Source organism: Ferriphaselus amnicola (assembly GCF_000974685.2).
GTDB classification, from domain to species: domain Bacteria; phylum Pseudomonadota; class Gammaproteobacteria; order Burkholderiales; family Gallionellaceae; genus Ferriphaselus; species Ferriphaselus amnicola.
The window spans coordinates 1,835,481-1,849,654 of record NZ_AP018738.1 but is presented as its reverse complement, the minus strand read 5'-3'; the positions used below and the strand labels follow the sequence as shown (position 1 = coordinate 1,849,654).

Genomic DNA, 14,174 nt, shown 5'->3' with positions numbered 1-14,174 from the left:
AATGGACATGGGGTTTTTGCAGAGCGATAGTATTGAAGCCTTACCGCAGTTCTTGACCAGTCTAGCCATCGGCCTGCTGATCGGGCTGGAGCGTGAGCGCAATCCTTCCGCCAAGGCTGGGCTGCGGACCTTCGCGCTGGTGGCGGTGTTCGGCACACTGATGGCGTTACTGGCCACGAGGTCCGCCATGCCTTGGCTGCTCTTGGCCGGCTTGTTGGCGGTAGCCGCCATGATCATTGCTGCTTATATGAATTCACGTCGGCAGGAGGATGATCCGGGTACGACTACCGTGATCGCTTTGCTGCTGAGTTACGGGCTGGGAGCGTTGGTCTGGTATGGATCGACCAAGCTGGCTGTGATGCTGGGCATAGGCGTGACATCCTTACTGTACTTCAAGCCCGAGCTGCGCGGCTTGTCGCAACGACTGACTCGGCGCGATCTGATGGCGGTGCTGCAATTCTCAGTCCTGACGTTCATCGTCTTGCCCATCCTTCCAGATCAGGATTTTGGCCCCTACGGCGCAGTCAATCCGCATCAAGCGTGGCTGATGGTGATTCTGATCTCCGGCCTCAGTCTGGCGGGATATGCGGCTCTGCAAATCGTCGGTAGTCGCTATGGCGCACCATTACTGGGATTTCTCGGCGGCTTGGTTTCCAGTACGGCCACCACGTTGATCTATGCCAAGCACGGCAAGCAAGATGCCGCCATGGAAACGCTGGCTACTTTGATCATTCTCATCGCCAGCATGGTCGTGTTATTGCGACTACTGATCGTCAGTTCGGTCGTGGCTTTTGGGGCTGTGGCAGGCTTAGCGCCCGTGTTGGTCAGCGGCTTGGTGAGTGGCTTGCTCGCGTTGTTGTATGGCTGGCGCAAATCGGTGCCGAGCTCAGAGCTTTACCTACCAACCACCCGCAACCCGGCAGAGTTGCAAGCTGCCATTGGCTTCGGGCTGCTTTATGTGTGCGTATTGATGGGCTCGGCATGGATGGCAGATGTGGCGGGTAGCCAAGGCTTGTACGTGGTCGCGCTGATCTCAGGGTTGACCGACGTTGATGCCATCACCTTGTCCAGCCTGCGATTATTCAATCAGGGTACCTTGAGTGAACATCAAGCGGTGACAGCCATCACGCTCGCTTTTCTGGCCAATCTCCTATTCAAGCTTGGCATGGTGTTCTTCATCGGCGGCAAGCAACTGGCACGTCGAGTGGCCATCGGTTTCGGCGCAATGGCCGGCGGCGTGTTGCTTGGATGGATTGCGCTATAATCCGCGCCTTTCCCAGAATCGCGGAGCAGTAACATGGAAGCCGAACAACTCAACGCCCTCACCAACTTGCTGGCCGACCTGCGTGTGCGCAGTGCCGAGCTGCGGAGGTATCTTTGACTTCGATGGCAAAGAAGAACGCCTGACCGAAGTCGAACAACTGTCCGAAGACCCCGCGCTGTGGCAAGACGCCAAGCGCGCCCAAGAGCTGGGCAAAGAGCGCAAGGCGCTGGAAGCGGTGGTGGTGACGTTGCGCGAAGTGGCGCAGTCGCTGGACGACAACGCCGAGCTGCTGGAGATGTCGCTGGAAGAGAACGACGAAGCCAGCCTGCTGAGCGTTGAGGCCGATGTGCAAGCCGTGGCGCGCCGCGTCGAAGAGCTGGAGTTCCGCCGCATGTTCTCGGGCGAGCTGGATGCCGCCAACTGCTTCATCGACATCCAGTCCGGCTCGGGCGGCACCGAAGCGCAGGATTGGGCTTCCATGTTGCTGCGTATGTACATCCGTTACAGCGAGCGCAAAGGCTACGCGGTGGAAATCTTGGAAGAGTCCGATGGCGACGTGGCCGGCATCAAAGGCGCGACCATCAAGGTCTCCGGCGAATACGCCTACGGCCATCTGCGCACCGAATCCGGCGTGCACCGCCTAGTGCGCAAATCGCCGTTTGACTCCAACGCCCGCCGCCACACCTCGTTCGTCAGCGTGTTCATCTATCCCGAAGTGGACGACTCCATCGAGATCGACATCAACCCCGCCGACCTGCGCGTGGACACCTATCGTGCCTCCGGCGCGGGTGGCCAGCACATCAACAAGACCGACTCGGCGGTGCGTATCACCCACGTTCCCACTGGCATCGTCGTGCAGTGCCAGAACGACCGCTCGCAACACAAGAACCGCGCCGAAGCCATGTCCATGCTGAAATCGCGCATGTATGAGGAAGAACTGCGCAAGCGCAATGCCGAGAAGCAAGCGCTGGAAGACACCAAGTCAGACATCGGCTGGGGCCACCAGATTCGCTCTTACGTGCTCGACCAGTCACGCATCAAAGACCTGCGCACCAACTACGAAGTCGGCAACACCCAAGGCGTGCTGGACGGCGATCTGGATGACTTCATCGCGGCGAGTCTGAAGCAGGGCGTGTAACCGCGCCTGAAGCGCCGTGCCACCACGGCGCACTCATCGCGTATCCTCCTTTTGGTAGCCACCGTAGGCTGGGGTGAGCCTGCGAACCCCAGCAAGGCGGCTCGTTCCGAGAGGGAAATGCCTTGGCTGTATAACCGACTCATGGTGTCGCAGTAAAAAGTTTAGCGTTTAGTTCACCCGGGTTGGGGCGCGGTTTTTTGGCAGTTCATGCAATAAATGTCGCCACCGAAGCGTCGATTGTTATTCCAGCAAAACTTAGCGACATTGTATGTAACTGAAACCTCACACGCTTTGCATATCAGTTTGGATTTCTTTGCACTCGGTTGCTCCTCGGCCTTTGGGGCGGGCGGCTCTTCAACTTTCAGGACCGTTGGCAGCACCTCTATTATCGGTGAGGCAGGTTGTACTTTCGAGAGACCAAACTTGGCATGCCAATCGACAAGGATCGGCCTATGACGTGCGGCAAACCCTCGGGCGAAGACCTGCAAGGTATCCGAGGCGACGAGCTTCACCGCTCCTAAGATGTTGTTATCCGCATCGATGGCTTTGTCGATCGCAGCCCTGATCTGGTCGGCCTTGATGACGCTCGTGCTCCACCAGCCATTCTCCTTCGGACGCGAGATACGCGCACCTTTGGAAACGGCTACCATCCCGATGTAAGTGGGCTTTATGGAGATGCCCAGTCGAGTCGGCAAGGGGATGGCACCACTGTCACCCATCGCCTTCAATACAGCAATATGCTTGACGTTTTGCTCATAGGGAGATGGAATGCCGCGCGGCTTACCATTCCAGAAAATGGTGCACTCGCCTTGCTCGTTGATGGCGATGCCCTCACTGAAATGCTTACTCTCGAACACCCAACATTCTAGAAACCGATTGATCAACAAATGGTCGATCTGGGCAACGCGACCCGCATGTTCCACACGCAAGTCGTGAATCACTGCCCAGTTCTTCGAAGGTCCGAAATAGAAGTTGATCTCGTAGGCGGCATCCTGCTCGCCCTTGATCCCAGCCTGCATCTTTTTTATCTCTTGTTCGACCCTCGCTTTGATATCGGCACTGGCCGCCGGGTGATCGAGTAGTGATCTAAGTGTCGCTAAATCCCTGTCCCTACTATCTGCATTCTTGATGAGCATCGCATTCCCTTGTATTACAAAAAACAAATAACGGTATTCCACACCACGACATTGGCCGTACGTCTACTGTACCCAGTCGCCAATCCTTTACCCCAGCACCACAATGCCCTGCTGCGGATGCAAAGCCACGAAATCAGGATGCCTGCCGAAAGGCCCGACCGGGATGTTGTGCCACAGCTAACCCCCACCCCCAACCAAGCATCCGAAGTCAGCGGCTCCTTCAGCGCAGGCAGTGTCTCTTCCAGCCAAGCTAGCGCCAGCTTTTCCTTCTCGCGCCACAACGCTTCGCCCAATCCCTTCTTCATCATCTGAATCGGTGCGCTGCCCTTGACCATGCTGTCCCAGAATTCGTCAGTGCTGCCGACGGGGAAGGCCAAGAGCCTGTCTCGGCAGATTTCATACCCCGCGCCACTCTCCTGCGGGATGCAGTGCAAGGCGCGGCTTGCGCAGTGTAGTTATTCTCCACAAGCAGGCCGCAACGCCGCAATGCGCCCGCAGGAGAGTGGCCCTTCGGGTTGGTGCGGGGCGCGGCGTCTGCTGCGTTGCACCGCTCGCCAATGGAGTGACCATTGGCAGCGCGCTGCGACTTGCATCCATCCACGCCCCGCGCCAACGCGGGGTATGAAACCTGTCGAGACAGGCTCCGGGTGATGCTGCGTATCGCGACGTTGCGGAATCCGGCTTCTTCCATCTCTTGTTTGAAGCGTTCGGGGTTTTCCCGTGTGGTGACGGAGCGTTGCGGTTGCGGCAGGTCGGGCTTGATGGCGCGCAGTGCGCCGAGCATGGTGGTCTCGGCATAGCCATCGGCGACGAGATTCCAGGGTTCGCTGGCGGAGCGCGGGTTATGGCTTGCAGCGGGTTTGAGCGCGGGCTGTTCGGATGCGTAAGACAACTATTTCCCCTTGTGTCGAATGCTGGCCACCCGCTGTGCGGGTTCTTGTCTTGCGCCAGCTCCTAATTCTGGGGGGATTTTCCTTGAGCCTCGCGCCGTTCGTGCGGTGCGATGTGCGTGGGGGAATCTGCAAGTGGGCTGAACTGTATTGGAACGCGGCAGGGTGTGTCAATGCGGACGCAGGGTGCTGAACGCGCCACACTGTTTTCAGGTGTCGGGTGTGCCTTCACTACCGGTGAGTTAGGAGGGGCCGCGATAGACACCTTCGGTTGAAGGCGATATGCCTGCGATCCCCGACTTAAGCCTCAAGAATGGTTCGGTGGCGGGCTGATGCTTGTGCTTGGATTGACACTGCCTGACTTTTGCCTTGATAATCCGCGCCCATGAAACCGATCTCGTCCAACTTCTCCGTCCGAATCCGCGTATGTGCCGCCGTGCGCATGGCGTGGCTGCGTCCGTCTGGTGGTCTGGAGAGTTAGCGTTTCGTTTCAATAGCGACTTTCGACAGGCCACAGATTGTTTCTGTGGCCTGTTTTTTTTGCGCCTTTGCCATGAGGGCTGGGCGTTATTTGGAGATAAGCATGTCGCTTCCGGCTGCATTCGTTTCAGTGATTTTGATCTGGTCAACCACGCCGCTCGCCATCAAATGGAGTGCGTTGGAGGCGGGATTTAGTTTTGCCGTATTTTCGCGCATGGTGATCGGCACGGCGCTGTGCGCGGCTTTGCTGGTGTCACTGCGCGTGCGATTCCCGCTGCATCGTCAAGCGAGATTGGCGTATGTCGTCAGCGGCACGAGTATGTTCGGCGCGATGGCTTTGAGCTATTGGGCGGCGCAGTTCATCAGCTCGGGCATGATCTCGGTGTTGTTCGGCTTGACGCCGCTCATCACTAGCTTGGGTGCGGCGATGTGGTTGAGCGAGGAGGCGTTATCGCCCAATAAACTCGCAGGGATCGTGTTCGGCTTGCTGGGTCTGGTGATGGTGTTTTACGGCAATCTGCATTTGGGGAGCGGTGCGGCCATCGGCTTGGCGGCTTTGTTGCTGGCTGTGGCGTTGCAGTCGCTGGGCTTGGTCTGGCTCAAGCGCATCGGCGACGACAGCCCACCTTTGGCGACGACGCTGGGCAGCTTGTTGGTGGCGCTGCCGCTCTTCTTTGCTGAATGGATGTATGCGGAGGGTGGTCACGTTCCGAACGGGCTTTCGTTGCGCGCCATAGCGGCGATCCTATATTTGGGGGTGTTGGGCTCGGTGCTGGGCTTTGCGCTCTACTATTACCTCATCAAGCACATGGATGCGGGGCGTATCGCGCTAATCACGTTGGTCACTCCGGTATTGGCTTTGCTGCTCGGGCATGGGCTGAACGACGAGGTCGTGTTGCCTCAGGTTTGGTTGGGTACGGCCAGCATCCTGCTGGGCTTGTGCCTGCATCGATGGGGCGGGCGGTTGGGGCTGAGTTTTAAGCGGATTGGATGATGGATCGGTTCTGGTGAGCGTTATTTGCCCGTACAATGCACGACTGCCATGAACATCCAAACTTTTCCCGATAGTCCTTACCGCTTGCACCTGCCGTTCGAACCGGCGGGCGATCAGCCGACGGCGATCGCCCAGTTGGTGGAGGGCATCAACGACGGCTTGGCGTTCCAGACGCTGCTTGGGGTGACCGGCTCCGGCAAGACTTTCACCATGGCGAACGTGATCGCGCGTACTGGGCGGCCCGCCATCGTGATGGCACCGAACAAGACGTTGGCGGCGCAGTTGTATTCCGAGATGCGCGAATTTTTCCCCGAGAATGCGGTCGAGTATTTCGTCTCCTACTATGACTACTACCAGCCCGAGGCGTACGTGCCGTCGCGCGATGTGTACATCGAGAAGGACTCCAGCATCAACGAGCAGATCGAGCAGATGCGCCTTTCCGCCACGAAGTCGCTGCTGGAGCGGCAGGATTCCATCATCGTTGCCACGGTGTCGTCCATCTACGGTATCGGCGATCCTGTGGATTATCACGGCATGATCTTGCACCTGCGTGAGGGCGAAAAGATCCCGCAGCGCGATGTGATTCAGCGGCTGGTGGCGATGCAGTACGACCGCAACGATGTGGACTTCGCGCGTGGCAACTTTCGAGTGCGCGGCGATGTGATCGACATCTTCCCGGCAGAAAGCAGCGAACATGCCTTGCGGCTGTCGATGTTCGATGACGAAGTGGAAACCTTGTCCTTGTTCGATCCGCTCACCGGCCACATTCTCACCCGCGTGGTGCGCTTCACCGTCTATCCGTCCAGCCATTACGTCACACCGCGCGAAACCACGCTGCGCGCCATCGAAACCATCAAGGTCGAGCTGGCCGAACGCATCTCATTCTTTGTGAAAGAGGGTAAGCTGGTGGAGGCGCAGCGCATCGAACAGCGCACCCGCCATGATTTGGAAATGCTGGCCGAGATCGGCTTCACCAAAGGCATCGAGAACTACTCCCGTCATCTTTCTGGGCGACCGGATGGTGCGGCACCTCCCACGCTGCTCGACTATCTGCCGCCGGAAGCGCTGATGTTCCTCGACGAGAGTCATGTGATGATTCCGCAGATCGGCGGCATGTACAAAGGCGACCGCGCGAGAAAAGAAAATCTCGTCAACTACGGCTTTCGATTGCCATCGGCGCTGGATAATCGTCCGCTGCGCTTCGACGAATTCGAAAAAGTGATGCGCCAGGCGATCTTCGTCTCCGCCACGCCCTCAACTTACGAAGCCGAGCACACTGGCCAAGTGGTCGAGCAAGTGGTGCGCCCGACCGGACTGACCGATCCGGTGATCGAAGTGCGTCCGGCCACTCATCAGGTGGATGATCTTATGTCGGAGGTGAATCTGCGGGTGAAAGAGGGCGAGCGCGTGCTAGTGACCACGCTCACCAAACGCATGGCGGAAGACCTGACTGACTACTTCACCGAGCACGGCATCAAGGTGCGTTACCTGCACTCGGACATTGAAACGGTGGAGCGCGTCGAGATCATCCGCGACCTGCGCCTAGGCGTGTTCGACGTGCTGGTCGGCATCAACTTGCTGCGTGAGGGGCTGGATATTCCCGAGGTGTCGCTGGTGGCGATCTTGGATGCGGACAAGGAAGGCTTCCTGCGTTCCGAGCGCTCCTTGATCCAAACCATAGGACGCGCTGCGCGCCACCTGAATGGCAAAGCCTTGCTCTACGCCGACCGGATTACCAACTCCATGCGTCGCGCCATCGACGAAACCGACCGCCGCCGTACCAAGCAAATCGCCCATAACCTAGCGCACGGCATCACGCCCGTCGGTGTGGTCAAGCGCATCAAGGACATCATCGATGGCGCTTACGACGTGGATGCTGAACGTAAATCGCTCAAGGCTGCGCAGAATGAGGCCAAGTATCTGGCGATGAGCGAGAAGGATGTCTCCAAAGAGATCAAACGGCTGGAAAAAGAAATGCTGGCAGCGGCAAAGAATCTGGAGTTTGAGAAAGCTGCCGAGCTACGCGATCAGCTGAAGAAGCTGCGGGAAAGTATATTTGTGTCGCCGCTGTAAAACAAAACGGGCGCAACCTTGCGATTGCGCCCGTTTTAACCTGACAAATCCAAATTACTGCTTCGGGATCTGTGGGCAGTCGGAGTTCATCATCGAGCCTGCGCCGTAGCCGATGGAGCCGATGGCCAGCATGGCGAAGCCCATACCCAAGAAGGTTTTTCCGCTGGCGAAGGCCAAGGCTACACAGGCCAAGCCGAATACGATAGTCATCACTGGTTTGCTCATTCCGTACCCCTTAAATTTTGGAAGTTGTTGAATTCGTTTCAAGCGCTGCTGCTTGAGTGGGCGTGATTCTACCGGAATCCTGTCGCCTTGCAATTTGATATTGCGGGCGCGGCACTTTACCATGTGGCCTCCGTATCTATGCTTGGGGTCGCTATGAAGCCAGTCGCTATTTTTCGCCATGCTGCCATCGAGGGGCCGGGCTTGCTTGCTGAGTTTCTGGATGAGCAGTCCATCCCGTGGCAGCTGATCTGCATTGATGCCGGCGAGGCGGTGCCGATCTCGGCATCTGCTTTTTCTGGGCTGGTGCTCATGGGCGGGCCGATGAGTGTGAATGATGAGTTGCCGTGGATTTCGCCAGTGCTGGCGTTGATCCGCGAAGCGGTCGCGCTCGACATTCCCGTGCTGGGGCATTGTCTGGGTGGTCAGTTGATGAGTAAGGCGCTGGGTGGGAGTGTGACGCGCAATCCAGTGAAGGAGATCGGCTGGGGTAGGGTTGCGGTGGTCGATCGTGAGATCGCCAGTGATTGGTTGGGCGATCGCTATGAGTTCGAGGTGTTCCATTGGCACGGAGAGACATTCTCCTTGCCGGCGGGGGCGCAGTTGCTGCTGTCCAGTGGATATTGTGCTCATCAGGGGTTTGTATCGGGCAAGCATCTTGGCTTGCAGTGTCATGTCGAAATGACCGAGGCGATGATCCGCGACTGGTGCGAGGTCGGTGCGGACGAGATAGCGAGCTGTCCCGTGGGTTCGGCGGTACAAACACCCGCGCAGATACTGGCCGAGATGACTGCTCGATTGCCGCAACTCCATGCCGTGGCACGCCGCATTTATGCTCGCTGGGTGAAGGGCTTGCGTGACTGATCGAAAAGAGAATTTTCTATTGGGCTGATTCTTTGTTATAATCCCGCCGCAGTTTTGAGATGGGCCTTGAGCCCGTTTTTTATTTGTGGAACAGAAAACATGGCGGATGTAACAAAAATAATCGAAACGACAGTGACTGGCCTCGGTTACGAGCTGGTGGATTTTGAAATCTCCGGTCGTGGACTGATGCGTGTGTTTCTGGATAAGCCGGAAGGTATCGCGCTGGAAGATTGTGAGCGAGTCAGTCATCAATTGACGCGTTTGTTCACGGTAGAGAATGTCGAGTTCGATCGATTGGAAGTTTCGTCGCCGGGTTTGGATCGGCCTTTGAAAAAAGAGGTGGACTTCGTTCGCTTTGCTGGCGCTAAGGCGCAGTTGAAGCTGCGGATGCCACTCAATGGTCGCAAGAATTTTATTGGCATTCTGGGCGCAGTTCAGGATGGGGTGTTGCAGTTGGATGTCGAAGGTGTGCAGGTGGCCATCGAATTGGCTAGTGTGGACAAGGCGCGCCTAGTGCCGGTGTTTGAGTGAGTTGCCGCGAGCGGCCAAGTTTGAATTGTTGGAGACGGTGAGATGAGTCGTGAAGTTCTGTTGTTGGTAGATGTCCTGGCGCGCGAAAAGAACGTGGATCGGGAAGTGGTGTTCGGTGCGCTGGAGTCGGCTTTGGCGTCTGCCACGAAGAAGCGTTTCGAGGACGAGGCCGATGTGCGCGTCAGTATCGATCGCAACACCGGCGAGTACGAATCGTTCCGCCGCTGGCAAGTGATGGACGACGAGACTTTCGAGACGCCGGATCTGCACATCAAGCTGGAGCAAGCGCAAAAATCTAATCCTGGTGTTCAACTGGAAGAGTTCGTTGAAGAGCCGTTGGAATCCATCGACTTCGGTCGTATCGGTGCGCAAGCGGCCAAGCAAGTGATCTTCCAAAAGATCCGTGATGCCGAGCGCGAGCAGATCTTGAGCGACTTCATGGAGCGTAGCGAGCATCTGGTGTCCGGTACAGTCAAGCGCTTGGAGCGCGGCAATGCCATCGTTGAATTCGGCAAGATCGAAGCACTGCTGCCGCGCGAGCAGATGATCCCCAAGGAGAATCTGCGCGTCGGTGATCGCGTGCGTGCTTATCTGCTGCGTGTGGATCGCACCGTGCGCGGCCCGCAGATCGTGCTGTCCCGTGTTTCGCCCGAGTTCTTGGTCAAACTGTTCGAGCTGGAAGTGCCGGAGATCGAAGAAGGGCTGCTGGAGATCGTGGCTGCTGCGCGTGATCCTGGTTCTCGTGCCAAGATCGCTGTGCGTACGCACGATCAGCGTCTTGATCCGATCGGTACCTGCGTAGGCATGCGCGGTTCACGCGTTCAGGCCGTGACTAACGAATTGGCTGGCGAGCGTGTGGACATCGTGCTGTGGTCGGAAGATCCAGCGACCAATGTCATCAACGCGCTGGCACCTGCGGATGTCACCAGCATCGTGGTGGATGAAGAGCAGCACAGTATGGACGTGGTGGTCGAAGAGGAAAGCTTGGCGCAGGCCATCGGACGCGGCGGTCAAAACGTGCGTCTGGCCAGTCAGATGACTGGCTGGGAATTGAATATCATGACCGTTGAGGCCTTTGAGGCTAAGAGTGGTCAAGAGACAGCCAAGGTGCGTGACCTGTTCATCGCCAAGCTGGATGTGGACGAGGAAGTCGCCGACATTCTGGTGCAAGAAGGTTTCAACACGCTGGAAGAAGTGGCTTACGTGCCGCTGGATGAGATGCTGGAGATCGAAGCATTCGACGAAGCAACCGTTGAGGAGTTGCGCAGCCGCGCCCGCAATGCACTGCTGACCGCTGCGATCGCCAATGAGGAAGAAGTGGAACACCATATCGAAGACCTGCACAAGCTGGATGGCATGGACGACGAGACTGCACGCATCTTGGCAAGCAAGGATGTGGGTACGCAGGAAGCGCTGGCCGATCTGGATGTGGAAGAGTTAGTTGAAATGACCGGCATGGACGCAGAACGCGCCAATGCGCTGATCATGGCAGCGCGCGCTCCCTGGTTCGCATAAGGCACTTCGATACACACTGAGGGGTAGTAGTAATGGGAAAAATGAATGTAGCGCAGTTTGCCGGCGAGCTCGGTCAGCCGGTATCGCTGCTGCTGGAACAGTTTCAGGCCGCTGGCGTCGCCAAGCAGTCGGAGGCGGATCAAGTGTCCGAGCAGGATAAGGCGCTGTTGTTGGCGCATCTACGTAACGCACATGGCGGCGTGAGCAAGAGCAAGATCACTCTGACCCGGCGCGAAACCACCGAGATCAAGAAATCTGACAGCACCGGTAAGGCGCGTACCATCCAAGTGGAAGTGCGCAAGAAGCGCGTGGTCGCACCGCAGCAGCCAGTGGAGGCGCCGGTGGTGGTTGCCGCACCTGTAGTTGCCCCCGTAGTGGCTGCGCCAGTCGCTCCTGCTGCACCCGTCATCAGTGTGCTGGGCGAGCGTGAGTTGGCATCGCGCCAAGCGGAAGCGCGTTTGCAGGCCGAGTTGGCTGCGCGCCAAGCGGCGGATGTGCAAGCCAAGCTGGAGCGTAACAAGCGCAAGAGTTTTGAGCATGAAGAGCCGCAGCCGGTTGCTGTCGTAGCAGCGCCGCAACCTGTCGTCGAAGTCGTGGAGCCTGTTGCAGCTGTCGTCGCTGCGCCTGAAGTCGGCGAGGCAGCTGTAGTTGCTCCAACTTCTGCTCCTGCAAATTTGGCCGATGGTACGTTGCATAAGCCTACTCCGCGCCCAGGTGATAAGGTATCTAAGCCGGTCATCAAGAAGGGTGTCAAGACTGCGCCTCCGGCCAAAGATAGCCCGTGGGATGCTGATGGCCATAAGAAACGTACACCAGCCAAGCCTGCGGCGGACACTCGCGCACCTAGCGGTGGTCGCAATGTCGGCCACGGTCGTGCGCCACGTCATGATAAGCACAGCAAGCAGGATGCTGGGCAACATGCGTTCTCCTTGCCGACCGAACCGATGGTGCGCGAGGTGATGGTGCCGGAAACCATCACTGTGGCCGAGTTGGCGCAGAAAATGGCGATCAAGGCCGCCGAGATCATCAAGGTGCTGATGAAGATGGGTTCGATGGTCACCATCAACCAAGTGCTGGATCAGGAAACCGCGATGATCGTGGTGGAAGAGTTGGGTCACGTCGCTAAGGCGGCTAAGGCCGACGATCCTGATGCGTATCTGGTGGATGATGCCGAGCACAAGGATTTGGTGATGGAGCATCGCGCTCCCGTGGTGACCGTGATGGGTCACGTGGATCACGGTAAGACCTCGCTGCTGGATTACATCCGTCGCACTCGCGTCGCCTCGGGCGAAGCAGGTGGCATCACTCAGCACATCGGCGCGTATCACGTCGATACTCCGCGCGGCATGATCACATTCTTGGATACCCCAGGTCACGAAGCCTTTACGGCGATGCGTGCCCGTGGTGCCAAAGTGACCGACATCGTGATTCTGGTGGTGGCGGCGGATGACGGCGTGATGCCGCAGACGCGCGAAGCGGTTCACCATGCTAAGGCAGCGGGCGTGCCCATCGTGGTTGCCGTGACCAAGATCGATAAGCCGGATGCCAACTCTGAGCGCGTCAAGCAAGAGCTGGTGACCGAAGGCGTCGTGCCGGAAGATTGGGGTGGCGATGCCATGTTCGTCGAAGTCTCGGCCAAGAGTGGCCAGGGTATCGACACCTTGCTGGAAAGCATCCTGCTGCAAGCCGAAGTGCTGGAGTTGAATGCCTCCAAGGATTCCAACGCCAAGGGTATCGTGATCGAAGCGCGTCTGGATAAGGGTAAGGGGCCGGTCGCTACCGTGCTGGTGCAATCTGGTACCTTGAAGCGCGGTGACACCGTGTTGGTGGGTGCTGTGTTCGGTCGTGTTCGCGCCATGCTGGATGAGAACGGCAAGCCAGTGACGGAAGCGGGTCCATCCATTCCGGTCGAGATCCAAGGTTTGTCGGAAGTGCCGATCGCAGGCGAAGACTTCTTGGTGTTGTCCGACGAGAAGAAGGCGCGCGAGATCGCACTGTTCCGTCAAGGTAAATACCGCGATGTGAAGCTGGCCAAGCAGCAAGCGGCCAAGCTGGAGAATATGTTCGAGCAGATGGCCGAAGGCGAAGTCAGCACCTTGGCGCTGATCATCAAGTCCGACGTGCAAGGTTCCTGCGAGGCGATCGCTCATGCGCTGGGCAAGTTGTCCACGCCTGAGGTCAAGGTCAACATCATCCACAGCGCGGTCGGTGGTATCACCGAATCTGACATCAACTTGGCGCTGGCCTCCAAGGCGATCGTCATCGGCTTCAACTCACGCGCCGATGCAACGGCACGCAAGCTGGCCGAGTCTGCCGGTGTGGAAGTGCGCTACTACAACATCATTTACGCGATGGTCGATGAGATCAAGGCGGCGATGTCTGGCATGCTGGCACCTGAGAAGAAGGAAGTCGTACTCGGCGCTGTCGAGATCCGTCAGGTGTTCCACATCTCCAAGGTGGGTACGGTGGCTGGTTGCTATGTGACCGAGGGTCTCATCAAGCGCAGCGCCGAAGTTCGCGTGTTACGCAGCAACGTGGTGATCCATACCGGCGAGTTGGATTCGCTCAAGCGCTTCAAGGATGACGTGAAGGAAGTGAAGTCCAACTTCGAATGCGGTCTGTCGCTCAAGGGCTACAATGATCTGGAAGTCGGCGATATGCTGGAAGTGTTTGAGATCGTTGAAGTGGCGCGCGCTCTGTAATGCCTAAGGACTACGCTCGCACCGACCGTATCGCGCAGCAGATCCAGCGTGAGCTGGCTGAAGCGATCCGTTTGGAGTTGAAAGACCCGCGTGTGAAGCTGGTGACTGTGACTGATGTCGAGGTTGCCAAGGACTATTCGCACGCCAAGGTGTTCTACACCGCGCTGGAGGGGAAGAGTCCTGAGTTACAGCAAGGTTTGGAGCGCGCCAGCGGTTTCTTGCGACGCCATGTTGCGCAGGCGATCAAGCTGCGTATCGTGCCGCAACTGCATTTTGCCTATGACGCCTCGGTCGAGCGTGGTTCGCAATTGTCGCAATTGATCGACCAAGCGGTTGCCAGCGACCAGCATCCAGAAAAGGATTGA

General features: G+C 57.8%; 13 protein-coding genes. 9 read left to right on the top strand and 4 right to left on the bottom strand.

Translation table 11 applies throughout. The features are described 5' to 3' along the window. Position 1: 1 nt before the first annotated feature. Together OYT1_RS09245 and prfB are read left to right on the top strand one after the other, a co-directional pair. Entirely contained in the window at positions 2 to 1,264 is a 1,263-nt protein-coding gene (locus OYT1_RS09245; protein ID WP_062626082.1) for an MgtC/SapB family protein, read from the top strand. A 33-nt stretch (positions 1,265 to 1,297) separates the two neighbouring features. After that, positions 1,298 to 2,402, top strand: a protein-coding gene (prfB, locus tag OYT1_RS09240) for a peptide chain release factor 2 (protein WP_110818379.1) whose coding sequence is annotated in 2 segments (ribosomal slippage) — positions 1,298 to 1,378 and positions 1,380 to 2,402 — 1,104 coding nt in all. Because the reading frame shifts where the segments join, the coding sequence is not laid out codon by codon here. Positions 2,403 to 2,575: 173 nt separating this feature from the next. On the opposite strand, the gene OYT1_RS09235 is transcribed toward prfB, so the two are convergent. The 3 genes from OYT1_RS09235 to OYT1_RS13575 are packed head-to-tail and all read right to left on the bottom strand — an operon-like array spanning position 2,576 to position 4,430. After that, positions 2,576 to 3,538 carry a nuclease-related domain-containing protein gene (locus tag OYT1_RS09235; protein WP_062626081.1) on the bottom strand — a complete coding sequence of 321 codons (963 nt, stop codon included), beginning with the start codon at positions 3,536 to 3,538 and terminating at the stop codon, positions 2,576 to 2,578. Positions 3,539 to 3,552: 14 nt separating this feature from the next. Then, positions 3,553 to 3,873, bottom strand: coding sequence for a hypothetical protein (locus OYT1_RS09230; RefSeq protein ID WP_172588533.1), 321 nt, complete (start codon positions 3,871 to 3,873; stop codon positions 3,553 to 3,555). Beyond that, positions 3,843 to 4,430 (bottom strand): hypothetical protein, encoded by a 588-nt coding sequence (locus OYT1_RS13575; protein WP_145983699.1) that lies wholly within the window; start codon positions 4,428 to 4,430, stop codon positions 3,843 to 3,845. The genes OYT1_RS09230 and OYT1_RS13575 overlap by 31 nt, the downstream gene beginning before the upstream one ends. 581 nt (positions 4,431 to 5,011) lie before the next feature. Here OYT1_RS13575 and OYT1_RS09225 point away from each other — a divergent pair. Both OYT1_RS09225 and uvrB read left to right on the top strand, forming a co-directional pair. Beyond that, entirely contained in the window at positions 5,012 to 5,902 is an 891-nt protein-coding gene (locus OYT1_RS09225; protein ID WP_062626079.1) for a DMT family transporter, read from the top strand. 48 nt (positions 5,903 to 5,950) lie between these two features. After that, positions 5,951 to 7,975, top strand: a complete 2,025-nt coding sequence (gene uvrB, locus OYT1_RS09220) for an excinuclease ABC subunit UvrB (RefSeq protein ID WP_062626078.1) — start codon at positions 5,951 to 5,953, stop codon at positions 7,973 to 7,975. Positions 7,976 to 8,029: 54 nt separating this feature from the next. On the opposite strand, the gene OYT1_RS13685 is transcribed toward uvrB, so the two are convergent. Next, positions 8,030 to 8,200: a hypothetical protein gene (locus tag OYT1_RS13685; protein ID WP_172588532.1), complete on the bottom strand. Its 171-nt coding sequence runs from the start codon at positions 8,198 to 8,200 to the stop codon at positions 8,030 to 8,032. A gap of 153 nt (positions 8,201 to 8,353) precedes the next feature. On the opposite strand from OYT1_RS13685, the gene OYT1_RS09215 reads away from it, so the two are divergent. From OYT1_RS09215 to rbfA, 5 genes are all read left to right on the top strand, one after another. Continuing rightward, positions 8,354 to 9,061, top strand: coding sequence for a type 1 glutamine amidotransferase (locus tag OYT1_RS09215; protein WP_062626394.1), 708 nt, complete (start codon positions 8,354 to 8,356; stop codon positions 9,059 to 9,061). Positions 9,062 to 9,160: 99 nt separating this feature from the next. After that, positions 9,161 to 9,592 carry a ribosome maturation factor RimP gene (gene rimP, locus OYT1_RS09210; protein ID WP_062626076.1) on the top strand — a complete coding sequence of 144 codons (432 nt, stop codon included), beginning with the start codon at positions 9,161 to 9,163 and terminating at the stop codon, positions 9,590 to 9,592. A gap of 42 nt (positions 9,593 to 9,634) precedes the next feature. Continuing rightward, positions 9,635 to 11,107, top strand: coding sequence for a transcription termination factor NusA (gene nusA / locus OYT1_RS09205; RefSeq protein WP_062626075.1), 1,473 nt, complete (start codon positions 9,635 to 9,637; stop codon positions 11,105 to 11,107). A 32-nt stretch (positions 11,108 to 11,139) separates the two neighbouring features. After that, a complete protein-coding gene (gene infB, locus OYT1_RS09200; RefSeq protein ID WP_062626074.1) occupies positions 11,140 to 13,809 on the top strand; it encodes a translation initiation factor IF-2 in 2,670 nt (889 codons plus the stop codon). Then, positions 13,809 to 14,174 (top strand): 30S ribosome-binding factor RbfA, encoded by a 366-nt coding sequence (rbfA, locus tag OYT1_RS09195; RefSeq protein WP_062626073.1) that lies wholly within the window; start codon positions 13,809 to 13,811, stop codon positions 14,172 to 14,174. Before infB ends, rbfA begins: the two co-directional genes overlap by 1 nt.

What these genes read in the sequence shown, in the direction of transcription:
- OYT1_RS09245 (WP_062626082.1), top strand. Translation starts at nt 2, where the DNA reads ATGGACATGGGGTTTTTGCAGAGCGATAGTATTGAAGCCTTACCGCAG.
- OYT1_RS09235 (WP_062626081.1), bottom strand. Translation starts at nt 3,538, where the DNA reads ATGCTCATCAAGAATGCAGATAGTAGGGACAGGGATTTAGCGACACTT.
- OYT1_RS09230 (WP_172588533.1), bottom strand. Translation starts at nt 3,873, where the DNA reads ATGGTCAAGGGCAGCGCACCGATTCAGATGATGAAGAAGGGATTGGGC.
- OYT1_RS09225 (WP_062626079.1), top strand. Translation starts at nt 5,012, where the DNA reads ATGTCGCTTCCGGCTGCATTCGTTTCAGTGATTTTGATCTGGTCAACC.
- uvrB (WP_062626078.1), top strand. Translation starts at nt 5,951, where the DNA reads ATGAACATCCAAACTTTTCCCGATAGTCCTTACCGCTTGCACCTGCCG.
- OYT1_RS13685 (WP_172588532.1), bottom strand. Translation starts at nt 8,200, where the DNA reads ATGAGCAAACCAGTGATGACTATCGTATTCGGCTTGGCCTGTGTAGCC.
- OYT1_RS09215 (WP_062626394.1), top strand. Translation starts at nt 8,354, where the DNA reads ATGAAGCCAGTCGCTATTTTTCGCCATGCTGCCATCGAGGGGCCGGGC.
- rimP (WP_062626076.1), top strand. Translation starts at nt 9,161, where the DNA reads ATGGCGGATGTAACAAAAATAATCGAAACGACAGTGACTGGCCTCGGT.
- nusA (WP_062626075.1), top strand. Translation starts at nt 9,635, where the DNA reads ATGAGTCGTGAAGTTCTGTTGTTGGTAGATGTCCTGGCGCGCGAAAAG.
- infB (WP_062626074.1), top strand. Translation starts at nt 11,140, where the DNA reads ATGGGAAAAATGAATGTAGCGCAGTTTGCCGGCGAGCTCGGTCAGCCG.
- rbfA (WP_062626073.1), top strand. Translation starts at nt 13,809, where the DNA reads ATGCCTAAGGACTACGCTCGCACCGACCGTATCGCGCAGCAGATCCAG.